At 69.1% G+C, this 16,667-nt stretch carries 14 protein-coding genes; 7 read left to right on the plus strand and 7 right to left on the minus strand.

The genetic code is table 11. The features are described from left to right. Positions 1–35: 35 nt before the first annotated feature. The 4 genes from B5F23_RS06095 to B5F23_RS06110 form a co-directional block, all read right to left on the minus strand. A complete protein-coding gene (locus tag B5F23_RS06095; protein WP_158096131.1) occupies positions 36–407 on the minus strand; it encodes a YegP family protein in 372 nt (123 codons plus the stop codon). Positions 408–1,070: 663 nt separating this feature from the next. After that, positions 1,071–1,703: an indolepyruvate oxidoreductase subunit beta gene (locus B5F23_RS06100; RefSeq protein WP_087352812.1), complete on the minus strand. Its 633-nt coding sequence runs from the start codon at positions 1,701–1,703 to the stop codon at positions 1,071–1,073. A gap of 4 nt (positions 1,704–1,707) precedes the next feature. Further along, entirely contained in the window at positions 1,708–3,477 is a 1,770-nt protein-coding gene (locus B5F23_RS06105; RefSeq protein WP_087352814.1) for a thiamine pyrophosphate-dependent enzyme, read from the minus strand. 44 nt (positions 3,478–3,521) lie between these two features. After that, complete coding sequence (locus B5F23_RS06110; protein ID WP_087352816.1) at positions 3,522–5,156, minus strand: class I adenylate-forming enzyme family protein; 1,635 nt, start codon at positions 5,154–5,156, stop codon at positions 3,522–3,524. Between the two features lie 186 nt (positions 5,157–5,342). On the opposite strand from B5F23_RS06110, the gene B5F23_RS06115 reads away from it, so the two are divergent. The 6 genes from B5F23_RS06115 (at position 5,343) to B5F23_RS06140 (ending at position 12,508) form a co-directional block, all read left to right on the plus strand. After that, a complete protein-coding gene (locus tag B5F23_RS06115) occupies positions 5,343–6,014 on the plus strand; it encodes a response regulator transcription factor (protein ID WP_087352818.1) in 672 nt (223 codons plus the stop codon). A gap of 9 nt (positions 6,015–6,023) precedes the next feature. Beyond that, positions 6,024–7,055: a sensor histidine kinase gene (locus B5F23_RS06120; RefSeq protein WP_087352820.1), complete on the plus strand. Its 1,032-nt coding sequence runs from the start codon at positions 6,024–6,026 to the stop codon at positions 7,053–7,055. 386 nt (positions 7,056–7,441) lie between these two features. Then, entirely contained in the window at positions 7,442–8,221 is a 780-nt protein-coding gene (locus B5F23_RS06125; RefSeq protein WP_087352822.1) for an ABC transporter ATP-binding protein, read from the plus strand. After that, positions 8,211–10,334, plus strand: coding sequence for an ABC transporter permease (locus B5F23_RS06130; protein ID WP_087352823.1), 2,124 nt, complete (start codon positions 8,211–8,213; stop codon positions 10,332–10,334). Before B5F23_RS06125 ends, B5F23_RS06130 begins: the two co-directional genes overlap by 11 nt. Positions 10,335–10,660: 326 nt before the next feature. Continuing rightward, entirely contained in the window at positions 10,661–11,224 is a 564-nt protein-coding gene (locus B5F23_RS06135; RefSeq protein WP_087352825.1) for a PTS sugar transporter subunit IIA, read from the plus strand. A 192-nt stretch (positions 11,225–11,416) separates the two neighbouring features. Continuing rightward, positions 11,417–12,508, plus strand: coding sequence for a glycerol dehydrogenase (locus B5F23_RS06140; protein WP_087352827.1), 1,092 nt, complete (start codon positions 11,417–11,419; stop codon positions 12,506–12,508). A gap of 280 nt (positions 12,509–12,788) precedes the next feature. On the opposite strand, the gene B5F23_RS06145 is transcribed toward B5F23_RS06140, so the two are convergent. The 3 genes from B5F23_RS06145 to B5F23_RS06155 form a co-directional block, all read right to left on the minus strand. Then, on the minus strand, positions 12,789–13,097 hold the full coding sequence (locus B5F23_RS06145; RefSeq protein WP_087352828.1) for a CDP-alcohol phosphatidyltransferase: 309 nt from the start codon (positions 13,095–13,097) through the stop codon (positions 12,789–12,791). 110 nt (positions 13,098–13,207) lie between these two features. Further along, complete coding sequence (locus B5F23_RS06150) at positions 13,208–13,876, minus strand: HAD family hydrolase (protein ID WP_087352830.1); 669 nt, start codon at positions 13,874–13,876, stop codon at positions 13,208–13,210. 70 nt (positions 13,877–13,946) lie between these two features. Continuing rightward, positions 13,947–14,255 (minus strand): helix-turn-helix transcriptional regulator, encoded by a 309-nt coding sequence (locus B5F23_RS06155; protein WP_087352832.1) that lies wholly within the window; start codon positions 14,253–14,255, stop codon positions 13,947–13,949. A gap of 284 nt (positions 14,256–14,539) precedes the next feature. Between B5F23_RS06155 and aspS the strand changes: the two genes are divergently transcribed. Further along, on the plus strand, positions 14,540–16,309 hold the full coding sequence (gene aspS, locus B5F23_RS06160) for an aspartate--tRNA ligase (RefSeq protein ID WP_087352834.1): 1,770 nt from the start codon (positions 14,540–14,542) through the stop codon (positions 16,307–16,309). Positions 16,310–16,667: the final 358 nt, after the last annotated feature.

A 16,667-nucleotide genomic window follows, 5' to 3' on the forward strand; every position in this document is an offset into this window, starting at 1 on the left:
GATGAAGGGCGCCCGGGGCCTCCGGGGGTGCTGCGCTAGTTCTCGTCTGCGGCGAGCGAGGAGTCTGCCTCCGCGCGCGTCCTCTCGATGCGCCTGAGCAGGCTCTCCTTGAGCTCGTAGGTGTGCGAGCGCGCGATGTCGCCGGCATCCTCGGTGATGAAGCGGAAGAAGTAGTGGCCGTCAAAGTCCTCGTAGATGCGGAACTTGGGAGACTTCTCGCGATCGAAGGCGTCGATCGTGCTGTCCTCGATCTCGGCGCCCGCAGCGCTCTTGCGCACGCACTCGATGCCGTGCAGGCACTCGTCCTTGGACGGGAAGATGATCGAGGACATGAGGATGTGCCCGTTGCTGGCGCAGAGGTTGAAGCAGTAGCGGCCCTCGTTCTCAACCACGACGTACTGACCCATGGGAATCACCACCATAATCCGTTTACTTGCCGATTACAAAATGTTAGTTCGGCTGCGGGGTCCCGCGCGCGGCGCGTACGCGGGCGGTCGGTTTTGGTCGGGGAGAGCGGTCTGGCGCGCCGGGGTCTGCGCCCGTCCCGCTTACGTGGCGGATACGCGGCGGACATTTGGGGTAACATTTCATTACATCCCCCGAAAAGACGGGATGGTGTGGTCGGGGGACGCACCATCCCACCAGACGGCAAAAGGGTCCCGGTCGCGAGCTGCGACCGGGACCCCGTCTGTCTGCGGCCGGGACGCGTCCGCCCGCGCGCCGGCTGGCTCCCGCCCTGCCAGAAAAGCGGCCCGATTGGGTGTGCGGCCGCCCCCGCGCTTCTCGCCAGCCCCGTTCTGCCGCGAACCCGCTGCGACTGGGTGGCATCCCTTATATAAAGAATGAGTTCATATCAAAAACCCCACCCAACGGGTGCGAAAACCTGGCAGTCACTCGGGTTTTAGCGCCCGTTGGGCGGGGCGTGGGGTCGGGCATATCAAACATGCCGCCCAATCGCGGCCAGTTTTGGCAGCGGCGGCGAGAAGGGCAGCGCAGAAGGCGAGAAGGGCCACGCGGGCGGCGAGAGGGGCCCCGCGGGCAGCGAGAAGGGCCACGTACCCCCGGCGCGGCTACCGCGCCTCGCCGCGCCGGGCGGCGTCGCGCCCCGCCTCGAAGGCCGCGAGGTTGGCCTCGACCGTGGCCGGCGGCACGCAGCGGCGCACCGCCTCGCGCCAGAGCTCCTCCCCAAACGGCAGCGCCGTCGAGAGGGCGCCGACAAGCACCACGTTGGTGGACTTGGGCGCGCCGAGCCCGCGCGCGATGACGCCGGCGTCGAGCAGGTGGGCGCCCATCTCGCGCAGGCGCGGGCGGACCTTGGCCGGCATCTCCGCGTTCCCGATGTTGACCGAGACGGGCGTGATCTGCTCGTCGTTGACGAACATGCGCCCTCCCTCGGCGAGGTAGTGCTGGGCGCGCAGGGCCTCCACGGCCTCGAAGGCCACCACCACGTCGGCGCACCCCGCGTCGCAGACCATCGTCGAGACCTCCTCGCCCACGCGGATGACCGTGCTCACCGAGCCGCCGCGCTGGCTCATGCCGTGGATCTCCGAGACCTTGACGTCGAGCCCGGCCTCGGCTGCGACCTCGGCGAGGAGCTTGCCGGCCAGGATCGTGCCCTGGCCGCCCACGCCCACCAGAAGGATCGTCTTGGTGCCGTCGATGACGCCGGCCTGCTCGGCCGCCGCGTTCTTCTCGCTGGTCATGGCGCTACTCCTTTGAGATGCAGTGGAACGGGCAGGACTGGACGCACTGGTCGCAGCCGATGCACTGGGTCGGGTCGATGGTGGCGGTGCCGTCCTTGGCGCGGCCGAGAGCGGGGCAGCCGATCTTCATGCACTGTCCGCACGCGCGGCAGTCGCGGATGGTGGGGAGCTTGCCGCGGCTGCGGTCGATGAGGCGGCACGGTGCCTTGAAGACGATGACGCTGAGCTGGCCCTCGTTGGCAATGGCCTCCTTGAGGGCGCCGCGCACGGCCATGAGGTCCTGCGCGTCGACCTCGCGCACGTCCTCAACCCCCATCGCGCGGCACAGGGCGAGAAGGTCGAGCGCCTTGCCCGTGGGGCTGTCGAGCGGGCCCACGCCGTGCCCGGAGTCCGTGAGGGTGACGCCGTTGACGGGGTTGCCCTGCGTGCCGGTCATGGCCGTCGTGCGGTTGTCCAGGATGCACAGGGTGCCGGTCCCGCCGTTGTAGATGGTACCGAGCAGGCTCGTGATGCCGGAGTGCGCGAAAGTGGAGTCGCCGATGACGCCCACGACGGGGCGCCCCGTGCGGCCGGGCGTGCCGGCGAGCTCCATGCCGTGCGCCATCGAGAGCGACGCGCCCATGTCGATGACGGTGTGGCACGCGCCGTAGGGGGCCACGGCCCCGAGCGTGTAGCAGCCGATGTCGCCGGTCACGATGGCCTTGCAGCGGCGCAGCTCGGTAAAGACGAGGCGGTGCGGGCAGCCCGGGCAGAACGCCGGCGGGCGCGGCGGGAGGTCGGTGGCCGCGTCGAGGTGGGCGGGCTCGGCCAGCCCGAAGGCGGCGCGGATCTTGGCGGGCGTGAGCTCGCCGGCAACGGGCAGCGGCGCGGCGGGCGGCTCGGCGAGCGCGACGCCGAGCGCGCGGACGCGCATCGTGAGGTAGTCACTCGCCTCCTCGATCACGTAGCAGCGCTCGACCGAGGCGGCGAAGTCCGCCAGCGCGGCGGCCGGCAGCGGCCAGACGAGGCCGAGCTTGAAGGTGCTCGCGTCGGGCAGCGCCTCGCGGACGTGCTGGTAGACGGCGCCCGAGCAGATGACGCCGACCTTCTCGCCACGACGCTCCACGCGGTTCCACCCGCACGTCTCGGCATACTTCTCGAGCTCGGCGGTGCGCTCGTCCACGGCCGCGCGGCGGCGCACGGCGTTGGCGGGCATCATGACGTACTTGCCGATGTTGTCCTCGTAGGCGCGTGGCTCGGCGTCCGCCCGCTCCTCGGACGGCGAGACGAGCGTGCGGGTGTGCGCGATGCGCATGGTCTCGTGCAGCATGACCGGCGTGTCGAAGCGCTCGGAGAGCTCGAAGGCCTCGCGGCACATCCCGTAGGCCTCGGCGGAGTCGGCGGCGGAGAGGCACGGGATCCGCGCGAAGGCGGCGTAGAAGCGCGAGTCCTGCTCGTTCTGGGACGAGTAGCACGACGGGTCGTCGGCGGCGAGAAGCACGAGCCCGGCGTTGACGCCCGTGTTGCAGGCGCTCATGAGCGGGTCGGCCGCCACGTTGACGCCCACGTGCTTCATCGTGACGAGCGAGCGGACGCCTCCGATCGCGGCGCCCAGGCCCACCTCGAGCGCGACCTTCTCGTTGGGGGCCCACTCGCAGTAGACGCTCTCCTTGCGCACGAGCACCTCGAGGGTCTCGGTGGACGGCGTGCCGGGGTAGCCCACGCCTACGGCGCAGCCCGCCTCCCAGGCGCCCTGCGCGATGGCCTCGTTGCCGGACATCAGGTGCTTGTCCATGTTGCTCCTCTCCGGGGACACGTTGGGGCAGCCCCTCCGTGTCGTCACTGTCCCGACTCGCGCGCGACGAGGCCCTCCGCCCCGTACTTGGCGCGCAGCGCCGGCTTCTCTATCTTGCCCGTGGGGTTTCTCGGCACGGGCGCAAAGATGATCTTGCGGGGTCGCTTGTAGCGCGGCAGCCCGCGGCAGAAGGTCTCGACGCCCTCGACGTCCAGCTCGGCGCCCTCCTTGAGCTCTATCACGGCCGCCGCGATCTCGCCGACGCGCTCGTCGGGCAGGCCGATCACGGCCACGTCGTGGATGGCGGGGTGCCCCATGAGGTAGTTCTCTATCTCCACGGGGTAGAGGTTCTCGCCGCCCATGATGATGACGTCCTTCTTGCGGTCCACGATCCAGTAGAAGCCGTCCTCGTCCTGGCGGGCCATGTCGCCGGTGTGCAGCCAGCCGTCCACGAGGGTCTCCGCGGTGGCCTGCGGGTCCTTGTAGTAGCACTCCATGAGGCCGGGCCCGCGCACGCACAGCTCGCCGACCTCGCCGGGCGCGACCTCGGCGCCGGACTCGTCGACCAGCCGGCACTCCCAGCGATACCCTGGCACCCCGATGGCGCCCACGTGGTCGAGGTTCTCCATCCCCAGGTGGACGCAGCCCGGGCCCATCGACTCGGACAGGCCGTAGTTGGTGTCGTAGGCGTGGTTGGGGAACACCGCGCGCCAGCGGCGGATGAGGCTCGCGGGCACGGGCTGGGCGCCGATGTGCATGAGGCGCCACTGGTCCAGGTGGTAGTCCTTGAGGCGCACCGTCCCCTGCTCGAGCGCCACGAGGATGTCCTGCGCCCACGGCACGAGCAGCCACACGATGGTGCAGCGCTCGTTGGAGACGGTCTCGAGCACCGTGCGCGGGGAGACGCCGCGCAGGAGTACGCCCCGGCTGCCCGTGAGGAGGCTGCCGAGCCAGTGCATGCAGGCGCCGGTGTGGTAGAGCGGAGGGATGCAGAGGAAGACGTCGTCGTGGGTCTGCTGGTGGTGGACCTGCTCCATCTCGGCCGCCTGCGTGAGGCTCTGGTGGTGGTGCAGGATGGCCTTGGGAAAGCCCGTGGTGCCGCTCGAGAAGTAGATGGCGGCGTCCTCGTCCTCGCGCAGCGGGATCTGCGGGTCGGCCGAGGAGCACAGGCTCGCCAGCTCGCGGTAGGACTCCGCCCAGGTGGGGCAGTCGTCGCCCACGTAGAACAGCAGGCGCCCCGCCTGGACGCGGTCCACGATCTCCTCCACGCGGCCGATGAACTCCGGGCCAAAGACGAGGATGTTGACGTCGGCCTTGTCGATGCAGTACTCGATCTCGTGGGCGGAGTAGCGGAAGTTGAGCGGCACCACCGTGGCGCCGCTCTTGAGCACGCCAAAGTAGAGGGGCAGCCACTCGATGCAGTTGTAGAGCAGGATGGCCACCTTGTCGTCCTTGCGCACCCCGCGCGAGAGCAACAGGTTGGCAAAGCGGTTGGCCTTCTCGTCAAAGACCTGCCAGGTCATCTCGCGGCGGAAGGGCTCGTCGTCGGTGGTCTCCACGAGGTCGTAGTCGCGCCAGGTGATGTGGCGCCTCTCGCGCCGCTCGGGGTTGACCTCCACGAGGGCCACCTCGTTGGGGTAGCGGCGGGCGTTGTCGCGCAGCATGTCGACGATGGTCATGGGCCGGCCTTTCGAGTTTTGTGTGCGTCCGTCCATGATAGCCGCGCGAGACGCTCGCGTGACGGGGCCGTTACACGCGCGTGACGTGGCGCCGGCGAGAAGTGCCTCGCGTTGGCGAGAGGGGCCGCGCGCCTGTGCTACGCTGACCCGTGTCAACCGCGCCCGCGCGAAAGGAAGGCGACGCACATGAGACGGCTGCTCGTGGTGGAGGACGACCGGCGTATCCGGGACGAGCTCTGCGTGCTGCTCGCCCGCAACGGCTACGAGGCCCTCGCGCTCGAGACCTTTGACGACGTCGCGACGCAGATCGTGGACGCCGCCCCCGACCTGGTGCTTCTCGACCTCAACCTGCCCGGGGTGGACGGCCAGTACGTCTGCCGCGAGGTGCGCCGGCGCTCCGAGGTGCCCATCGTCGTGGTCACCTCCCGCGACAACGACATGGACGAGCTGCTCACGCTCTCGCTCGGTGCGGACGACTTCGTGCCCAAGCCCTACAACGACCAGGTTCTTCTCGCCCACGTGGCGACGGTCCTCAAGCGGAGCTACGGAGAGTCCGCGGCAGCGGCGGAGATCTCCCACGGCGGGGTCACGCTCGACACGGCGCGCTGCCGCGTCACCGCCGGCGGGCGCACGGCCGAGCTCACCAAGAACGAGCTGCGCATCCTCGCGCTGCTCATGCGCAACGCCGGCGCGGTGGTGAGCCGCCAGCGCATCCAGGAGGAGCTCTGGGCCTCGGACGAGTTCGTGGACGACAACACGCTCACGGTCAACGTCAGCCACCTGCGCTCCACGCTCGCCAAGATCGGCGTGGAGGACTTCGTGCGCACCAAGCGCGGCATGGGCTACCTCGTGGAGTAGGGGGAGGTCATGGGGCTTGCCGCCTATCTCGCCGACCGGGTGGTCCCGGTCTTCGTGGGCGCGCTGGCGCTCGCCTTCGTGGCGCTCGTCATGAGCGTCTACGGGGTCGAGGGCGCGGTCGTGGCCTTCGTCTGTGGCGTGCTCGCGCTCGCGGCGCTCCTCGCGCTCGTGCTCGACTGGCTGCACCGCCGCTCCTTCTACCGGCAGCTCGTCGACACGATCGACGCGCTGGGGGACCGCGGCTTCCTCTCCACGGAGCTCGTCGAGCGCCCGCGCTTCCTCGAGGGGGAGCTCTTCTTCGACGCGCTCGACCGCGAGTCCAAGGCCATGCGCGACCACGTGTCGGCCGCGCGGCGCGAGCGCCGGGAGTACCGCGAGTACGTGGAGACCTGGGTGCACGAGATCAAGACGCCCATCGCGGCGGCGCACCTCGTGGCGCGCAACAACCCCTCGCCCGAGATGGACGCCGTCGACGCCGAGCTCGACGCCATCGAGGGCTACGTCGAGCAGGCGCTCTACTACTCGCGCGGCACCTCGCTCGACCGCGACTTCCAGATCCGCGAGGTCGTGCTCGCCGACGTGGTGCGCGACGCCCTGCGTCACAAGGCCCGCACGCTCATCGGCGCGCGCGTGGCGCCCGTGCTCGGCGAGCTCGACGCCGTGGTGCACGCCGACCCCAAGTGGCTCTCCTTCGTGCTCGGCCAGGTGCTCGTGAACGCGGCCAAGTACCGGCGCGAGGACGGCGAGCAGGGTCACGTGCGCATCTGGGCGGAGCGGCGCGAGACGGGTCTCGACTCGTGGGTCACGCTGCTCGCCCTGGCCGACGACGGCATCGGCGTGCCCGCGGCGGACGTGGGCCGCGTCTTTGACAAGGGCTTCACCGGCGAGAACGGGCGCCGCTTCGCGCGCTCCACCGGGATGGGCCTCTACCTCGTACGCGAGCTCTGCGAGAAGATGGGCGTGAGCGTGTGGATGGAGTCCGAGGAGGGCGCGGGGGCAACCGTTTTCCTCTCGTTCCCGGATATGGTCGAGCGCGCCTGACCCGCTTCTGTGCAATCTGGCCCTTCGAGCCATGAAATCCGGCCTCGCGTGTGCAGTTTGGCCTCTCAGTCCATGCGTTTTCCCGGTCTGGAGTAGCGGCCGCCTGCGTTTTCCCAGTTGACGATATAAATTTCCAATCCATTTTCTTCCGCGGGACCATTTTTGCATGGACTGAGAGGCCAAACTGCACCCGGAACCCGCGGTCTCATGGCTCGAAGGGCCAAACTGCACGTTCCGGAGCGCCGCGCGGGCACCGGCGGCCGCGCGGCGCCCCGCCCGCCCAACCTTACGAAAGCCTAAGCTAGCGATAAGCCCGTCCGATGGCACCCCGGGGCGGCGAGAAGGACTATGGTCTCGTACCGAAAGCCAAAACGAGAGGAGCCCCCATGGCACCTTCCCACTCGCGGCCCGTCCTGTCCTGCCAGGACGTCGAGAAGCTCTACGGCAGCCGCAACAACGTCACCCGCGCCCTCGACGGCGTCTCCTTCGACGTTGCCTCCGGCGAGTACATCGCCATCATGGGACCGTCGGGCTCGGGCAAGACCACGATGCTCAACTGCGTCTCGACGATCGACCGACCCACCTCGGGCCACATCTACGTCGACGGCCAGGACATCACCGCGCTTCGCTCGAGCCAGCTCTCGCGCTTCCGCCGCGAGCGGCTCGGCTTCGTCTTCCAGGACTCCAACCTGCTCGACACCCTGACCGCACGCGAGAACATCGCGCTGGCGCTCACGATCAACCACGCGCCGGCCCGCGAGGTCCCCGGGCGCGTGGAGGACGTCGCCGCGCGCCTCGGCGTGTCCGAGGTGCTCGACAAGTTCCCGCACCAGATGTCAGGCGGCCAGAAGCAGCGCGTCGCCGCGGCACGCGCCATCGTCACGAACCCCTCGCTCGTGCTCGCCGACGAGCCCACCGGTGCGCTCGACTCCAAGAACTCGCGCCGCCTGCTCGAGAGCCTCGAGGCCCTGAACGCCGAGGGCGCCACGATCATCATGGTCACGCACGACTCCTTCGCCGCGAGCTACGCGCGTCGCGCGCTGTTCCTCAAGGACGGCCGCATCTGGAGCGAGATCGTGCGCGGCTCCAAGACGCGCAAGCAGTTCTTCGACGAGATTATGGACGTCGTGTCCTTCCTGGGAGGGGAGGGCGCCGATGTACGCTAAGATCGCGCTCGGCAACGTCCGCAAGTCCTTCCGCGACTTCTCGGTCTTCTTCCTGACGCTGGCCTTCGGCGTCTGCGTCTTCTACGCCTTCGGCTCCATCACCGATCAGGCGGCCGTGCTCCAGATGGCCGAAGACCAGCGCCGCATGGTGGAGGCCCTCGTGGACATCCTCGGCGGCGTCTCCGTGTTCATCGTCGTCATCCTCGGCTTCCTCGTGGTCTACGCCAACCGCTTCCTCATCCGACGGCGCAAGCGCGAGTTCGGCATCTACCTCACGCTCGGCATGGACGTGCGGCACGTCTCGCTCATCGTCGTCATAGAGACGCTCGCGGTGGGCGTGGTGGCGCTCGTGGCCGGCCTGGTCCTGGGGCTCGGCCTGTCGCAGGTGATGATGTACCTCACGGCGCACATGTTCGAGGCCACCATCTCGGGCTTCGTCTTTGCCTTCTCGCCCTCGGCGTGCGCCAACACCGTCGCGTGCTTCGCGGGGATCTTCCTGGTGACGCTCGTGTTCAACGTCACCACGGTGAGCCGCTACCACCTCATCGACCTCATCAACGCGGACAAGGTCAGCGAGAAGGTCAAGCTTCGCAGCCTGCCGCTCTCGGTGGTTCTGTTCGTGGTCTCGGTCATCCTCATCGGCGTGGCGTACGCCACGCTGCTCGAGCACGGCATGATGGAGGAGGGCCCGTACTTCGCCGTCGCCACGGGGCTCGTCACGGTGGGCACGCTGCTGTTCTTCTTCTCCATCTCGGGATTTCTGCTTCGCCTCGTGCAGACGAGCCGCAAGGTGTACCTCTCCGGCCTCAACATGTTCGTGATGCGCCAGCTCAACAGCCGCATCAACACCGCGTGGCTCTCCATCAGCCTGGTGTGCGCCATGCTCTTCGTGGCCATCTGCGGCGTGTGCACGGGCTTCTCGGTGGCCACGGGCATGAACGAGGCGCTCGTCGCGGGCACGCGCTACGACATGTCGCTCGTGAGCTACCCCACGGGCATGATCGGCGAGCACGCGACCGACGGTCCGGCCGCGGCCGACAACTACGACGCCATCGCCCGCCTGCGCGCCGACATCCCCGCCTACGACGAGCTCTTCCGCGACGCCGTGCAGGTCGACACCTACGACCGCGACGCGTCGGGGCAGCCGCTCGTGGAGCAGACGGTCGAGTGGTTCACGGAGAACACCAGCTACGACGGCAACGCCACGGTCACTCAGATGATGGCGGGCAACAGCGAGACGCTCGTGACGCTCGTGCGGGTCTCCGACTACAACGCCCTGTGCGCGTTGATCGGCGAGAAGGGCGTCGACCTCGGGGACGACGGCTGCGTGTGGTGGAGCGACATGTCCTCGCTCAACGACTTCTGGCGTGCCGCCGCCGAGCAGAACCCGGAGCTCACGGTCCAGGGCCGGACCCTGCGCTTCGTCGACGAGGCCGTGGTGAACGCCCCGCTGAGCGACACCGCCGCGGGCGGCACGGTCTCCGGCGCGCTCATCGTGCCCGACGACGTGGTTCCCGAGGGCATCGGGCCGAGCATGACGGCGGTCAACCTCATGTACAACGGCGAGCGCGCCGAGGTGGAGGAGCGCGCGACGGCGGCGATCGATGCGGCCTACGGCGACATCATGGGCCAGGGCGAGACGATCGACGCGTGGCCGGTCTGGAACCCCGTCAGCGCCCAGGGGCTTCTCGACCAGTCGAGCGGCACCACGGTCGTGGTGACCTACCTGGCGATCTACATCGGCTTCATGCTGCTCGTGAGCTGCGCGACGGTGCTCGCCCTGCAGCAGCTCTCCGAGGCGGCGGACAACGTGAGCCGCTACCGCGTGCTCGCCGAGCTCGGCGCCGAGCGCTCCCTCATCGACCGCGCGCTGCTCGTGCAGGTGGGCGTGTACTTCCTGTTCCCGCTCGTGGTGGCGGTCGCCCACGCCGCGGTGGCCCTCTCGGTGGTCAACGACATCGTGGCCCTGCTGACCGGCTACCAGATCGGCACGGCGCTCGTCGGGACGGTGTGCTTCGTGGTGGTGCTCTACGGCGGCTACTTCCTCGTGACCTACCTGACCTCGCGCTCCATGGTCGCGCGCTCGGGGGGGGGCGCTCCTAGCCGCGCCTAGGGGCTAGCGAGCGCGCCCCGCGCAGGCGGTGGCGGGGCCGGGCCGGGTTGGGCCGGGCCGGGCGCACAATTCCGGAATTGTGCGAGATCGGGCCTGCCGAGGCGGCGGAGTCGCCGGCGAGAAGAACCTCCAACAGGCACTTTGTTCCCATCCGGACCCTGGCGGCCGCACAATTTCGGAATTGTGCGGCCGCGTCGCGTCCCGCGCGGGCGACCGCTGGCCGAACGCACTTCTCGCCAGCGGGGGGAGCGGCCGGGATGCGGGTACCATAGCTGAATGGAAGGGAAGCGGACCCTCGCCGCGCGCGGGGGGCACAGGAGGGCAACATGGGACTGTTCGACAAGATCAAGAGCGCGTTCACCTCGTCTGACGGCGCGATGGTTCCGCCGGAGGCCTCGTTCGCCACGCGCCCGGACACCGTCTACGCCCCCGTCTCGGGCGTGCTCGTGAGCCTCAAGGAGGTCAACGACGAGGTCATCTCCGCCGGCCTGCTCGGTGACGGCTACGGCATCCTGCCCACCGGCGCGGGCGTGCTGTACTCTCCGGTCACGGGCCGCATCGGCGCCACCACGGTGACCAACCACTCCATCGCCATCGCCACCGCCGAGGGCATGGAGGTCCTCATCCACATCGGCATCGGCACGGTCAACATGGGCGGCAAGGGCTTCAAGCGCCTCGTCGAGGCAAACGACGAGGTCCGCGCCGGTCAGCCGCTCATGACCTTCAGCGTGGACGCCATCAAGCTCGCCGGCTACGAGGAGGTCGTGGCCTGCGTCATCTCCAACCCGGACGCCTACGACCGGATTGACCACGTGGGCGAGTCCGGCACGCTGCTCGGCGGCCGCCCGCTCGTCAAGATTGGCGACCCGCTGCTCGTCGCCAGGCGTTAGCCGCGCCCCGGCGGGCGGTCCCTCCGCCCGCCGGGCCTCGAGCCCGCCTTCGCGCCCCGTCCGTCGGCCACCCCGCGGGCGGGGCGTCTTTGCGCGCGGCCCCGCGGCGCGCGACCCCGCGTGCGGACCCCGCCCCAGGCGCATCTCGAGTACCATCGTCTCGTCCGTTTTCTCTACCGAGAGGGGATCCACATGGCACGAATCTTCATCAGCCCGTCCAAGTACGTCCAGGGTCCCGGCGAGCTCGCGCGCATCGGCGAGTACGTCGGCGCCTACGGCAGCCGCGCGCTCGTCATCATCTCCGCCGGCGGCCTGCGCCGCTCGGGCGACGAGATCTCCGCGAGCTTCTCCGCCGCGGGCGTCGAGCTCACCTACGACAACTTCAACGGCGAGTGCTCCCAGGCCGAGATCGACCGTCTCGTCGCGGTCGCTCGCGACTGCGGCGCCGACGTCGTGGTGGGCGTGGGCGGCGGCAAGATCCTCGACACCGCCAAGGCCGTGGCCAACGCCGCCGACGCGCCCGTCGTGATCGTGCCCACCATCGCCGCCACCGACGCGCCGTGCTCGGCGCTCTCCGTGGTCTACACCGACGAGGGCCAGTTCAAGGAGTACCAGTTCTTCAAGCAGAACCCCAACCTCGTGCTCATGGACACCGACGTCATCGCAGCCTCCCCGGTGCGCCTGACCGTCTCGGGCATGGGCGACGCGCTCGCCACCTTCTTCGAGGCGCGCGCCTGCCTGCGCTCCGACGCCACCACCTGCGCCGGCGGCCACGTGACGAGCGCCGCCATGGCGCTTGCGCGCCTGTGCTACGAGACCCTCATGTCCGACGGCCTCAAGGCCAGGCTCGCGCTCGAGGCGGGCGCCTGCACCGAGTCCGTGGAGAAGGTCATCGAGGCCAACACGCTGCTCTCCGGCTTGGGCTTCGAGTCGGCGGGCCTCGCCGGCGCGCACGCCATCCACAACGGCCTGACCGTCCTGCCCGAGACCCACGCCTACTACCACGGCGAGAAGGTCGCCTTCGGCACGCTGACCCAGCTCGTGCTGGAGAACGCTGACGAGCTCTACGAGGTGCTCGACTTCTGCGTGGAGGTGGGCCTGCCGGTGACGTTCGCCCAGCTCGGCGTCGAGGACGCGAGCTACGAGCGCGTGCTCGAGGTGGCGCGCCTGGCCTGCGCGCCGGCCGACACGCTCGGCAACATGCCCTTCGAGGTCACGCCCGAGAAGGTCGCCGCCGCCATGCTCGCCGCCGACGCCTACGGTCGCGCGGCGCTCGCGGAGTAGGGGAGGCGCCTGCCGCGTTAGGTGCAGGTTGCGGACGGTTTTACGTCTCAGACCGTCCACAACCTGCACGTCTTCCGGGAACGTGCAGGTTGCGGTCGCTTTGGCGAGAAGAACCGTCCACAACCTGCACGCATCCGAGGAACGTGCGGCTTCCGGTCGGTCCCGGGTCCCAGACCGTCCGCAACCCGCACGTTCTTCTCGCCAACGCACGCGCAAACGAAAGCGGGGCCGGCACCCTCTGAGGTACCGGCCCCGCCTGCGTAATCTGGTTGCCCTGACCCTAGGCGTCCTTCTCGCCCTTGAGGGAGGCGTAGAACGTGGCGTGGTCAAAGACGTCCTTGATGGTCTGGCCGCTCACGAAGGGAAGCGCCAGGAACTCGTCTACGGTCGGGACGAGCTCGGAGCAGTCGACGAAGTGGTTCTTCTCGTTGCGGCGGCTCGTGTCCTGCGCGCGCCAGGACTCGTAGTTGCAGTCTGTCAGATAGTAGACGTCGGACCCGATCTTCATGTAGACGGAGTGGTTGCAGTGCAGGTATTCGGCCAGACCCTCGTAGTTGATGTCGAGAGCCTCAGCAGCCTTCTTTCCCATGGCGGCTCCTTTCGTCGGCCAACCAAACGGACGTTGGTAAGACTATAACCCGTGCGGCCGTCCGTTATGCGCGTGTTTGCCGAATGTTAGGCGAGCGTTGCCCCGGGCGGTCAGAGCGCGCCGGCGAGAAGAACGCGCTCCAGCTCGGCGGGCGTGTCGACGATGGTGGTGGCCCCGGCCTCGACGAGCGCGGCCACGCTACGAAACCCCCACGAACATGCAACGCACCTGCAGCCCACGGCCGCGGCCGTGGCGACGTCCACCTCGGAGTCGCCCACGTAGGCGAGGCCCTCGCGTCCGCGGCCCATGCGATCGAGGGCGGCCTCGACCATGTCCGGCGCGGGCTTCTTGCGGACGCCGGCGGCCTCGTTCTCGCCGAGCACCGCGTCGAAGGCGCCCGGGAACTGCCGCCCCACGAGCTCCTGCACGGCGAAGTCCGCCTTGTTGGAGACGACGGCGAGGCCCAGGCCGGCGGCGCGCAGGCTGGCGAGAAGCTCGCGGATGCCGGGGTAGGGGGCGGTGTGGTCCTCGCAGTGCGCTCCGTAGTGGGCGCGGAAGGAGTCGAGGACCGCGGCCTCGACCTCGGCCGGGGTGCCCTCGGGGACGGCGCGGTGGATCAGCAGCGCGATGCCGTTGCCCACGAAGCGGCGCACCTCATCTATGGTGCGCGGCGGCATGCCGTGGGCGGCGAGCGCGGCGTTGGTGGAGAGATGCAGGTCGCAGAGGGTGTCGAGCAGGGTGCCGTCGAGGTCGAAGACGACCGTCTCGCATGCGGGCATGGTGGTCCTTTCGTTTTGGCTCGCTTGAGGGTAGCACGTCGCGGCGCCGCGGGGCGGCGCGGGCTGGCGGCTACTGCTCGTCCTGGGCCCGGACCTCCCGGGGGGCCTTGCCCTGGTCGTACTCGACGAGGCAGCGCGGGGGCACGTGCCCGAGCCCGAAGAAGAGGTCGGTCAGCGGCACGCCGAGCGAGTCCGCGATCTTGACGAGCTTGTCGAGCGAGGGGTTTGCCTTCCCGAGCACGAGGTCGTTGTAGTACGTGCGGTTCATGGGGACCATCTTGGCGAGCTGGGTCTGGCTCACGCCGCGCCTCTCGCGCAGCTCCTCGATCCTCTCGCCCACGCGCCTGCGGACGTATGTGCACGTCTCACCAGTGTCCATGACCCCATGCTAGGGGCCGCCCGCAAAATGCCTGTCGGATATAACCGGAAGTTGCCCGGACTCGAGTGAGGGCAACGTGGAGCGAGAAGGACGGCGACCCCCGCGCCCCGCGCCGTCCTTCTCGCCCCGTGCGCTTTATTGTGTTCCGGTTACGCGACCGCCCCGGCTCGCGCGCCCGTAGTACAATCGCCTGCACGTGCGACGCTGCGCTGTCTACGCCACGCCGCCGTCCCAAGTCCACCGCCGCCCGATCCGACACGGGGCGGCCGCGAAGAAAGGCACCTATGGACTCCCACACCATGCACACGCACACCTGCGGCGAGCTGCGCCGCGAGAACATCGGCCAGCAGGTCACGCTGACCGGCTGGGTCTGGCACCGCCGCGACCACGGCGGCCTGATCTTCGTGGACCTGCGCGACCGCGACGGCGTGACGCAGGTCTCCTTTGACCCGGAGCACTCCGGCGGCGAGGCCTTCCACGCGGCCGAGACCATCCGCTCCGAGTGGCCGATCAAGGTTACGGGCGTGGTGCGCGAGCGCCCCGAGGGCATGGAGAACCCCAAGCTCGCCACCGGCCAGATCGAGGTTCTTATCGATGCCATCGAGGTCCTCAACTCCTCCAAGACCCCGCCGTTCCAGATCGAGGACCACGTGGACACCGCCGAGGACGTCCGCCTGCGCTACCGCTACCTCGACCTGCGCCGCCCGCGCATGGCCGCTAACCTGAAGATGCGCTCCGACTTCACCTTCGCCCTGCGCGAGGCGCTGCACGGCCGCGACTTCATGGAGGTCGAGACGCCGGCCCTCTTCAAGTCCACGCCCGAGGGCGCGCGCGACTTCCTCGTTCCCTCCCGCACGCAGCCCGGCCACTTCTACGCGCTGCCGCAGTCCCCGCAGCTCTTGAAGCAGCTGCTCATGGTGGGTGGCGTCGAGCGTTACTACCAGGTCGCCAAGTGCTTCCGCGACGAGGACCTGCGCGCCGACCGCCAGCCCGAGTTCACGCAGGTGGACATCGAGATGAGCTTCGTGGACCAGGACGACGTCATGGGCGAGCTCGAGGACGTGCTGGCCGACGCCTTCGCCAAGATGGGCGTCGAGATGCCCACGCCCCTTCGTCGCCTCGACTACTGGGACGCGATGGACACCTACGGCTCCGACAAGCCCGACACGCGCCTGGGCATGGAGCTCCACGACGTGACGTCCATCTTCGCCGAGTCCAAGTTCAAGCTCTTCGCGAGCGCCGCGGCCACCGAGGGCCAGTACGTCAAGGCCATCAACGCCAAGGGTGCCGGCGCCTGGCCGCGCGCGCAGATCGACAAGCTCGCCGGCGTGGCCGCGGAGTTCGGCGCCAAGGGCCTCGCCTGGATCGCCTTCCGCGAGGACGGCTCGGTCAACAGCCCCATCGTCAAGTTCTTCTCGGACGAGGAGATGGCCGCGCTGCGCGAGGAGATGGGCGTCGAGCTGGGCGACCTCGTGATGTTTGCCGTGGCCGACCGCAAGGGCGCCGACGAGATCCTCGGCGGCATGCGCCTGCACATGGCGGGCGCGCTCGGCGTGCCGCGCGAGGGCCACGACTTCCTCTGGGTCGTCAACTTCCCGCTCTTCCACTGGGACGACGAGGCCGGCCGCTACGAGGCCGAGCACCAGCCCTTCACCCTGCCCACCGAGGCCGACGTCGAGAAGATCCGCGCGAACCCGCTCGCCATCGGCTCGGCGACCTACGACTTCGTCATGGACGGCTGCGAGGCGGGCGGCGGCGGCATGCGTATCCACAACGCCCAGATGCAGATGGACATGCTCGAGCTCATGGGCTTCACGCAGGAGCGAGCCCGCGAGCAGTTCGGCTTCCTCATGGACGCCCTCGAGTACGGCGCGCCCCCCATGGGCGGCTTTGCGCTCGGCCTCGACCGCGTGTGCATGCTGCTGGCAGGCGAGGAGTCCATCCGCGACGTCATGGCCTTCCCCAAGACGTCGTCCGGCAGCGACCTCATGTCCGACGCGCCGGGCGAGGTCTCGACCAAGCAGCTCAAGGAGGTCGGCCTGCGCCTGCTGTAGCGCGAGCCGGCGAGAAGAACGTCCATGTCCGGGCCCGTCCCCGCACCGTCGCGGGGGCGGGCCCGTTCTTCTTGCCGCGCCTTGACGTAGGAGCTTGGCGACAGTTTTTCGGGCCAAGGTGTCGTTTTGCTCCTACGTTGCGGGTCTGTAGGAGCTTGGCGACGTTTTCGCGGCCGGAAGTGTCGTTTTGCTCCTACAGACGATGCGGGCCGGGTCGCCACCGACCCTTGACGCGGTGCGTCGCCGGTGTATTCTTGCGTAGACAACAGTTGACGCGTCAAGGAGTTACAGATGGACGAGAAGAACGAGCCGCGCCTCGGGCGCTCGCTCGACGACCCGCACATGCGCGTCATGCGCG

This window comes from Olsenella sp. An188, assembly GCF_002160255.1.
Lineage (GTDB): Bacteria > Actinomycetota > Coriobacteriia > Coriobacteriales > Atopobiaceae > Thermophilibacter > Thermophilibacter avistercoris.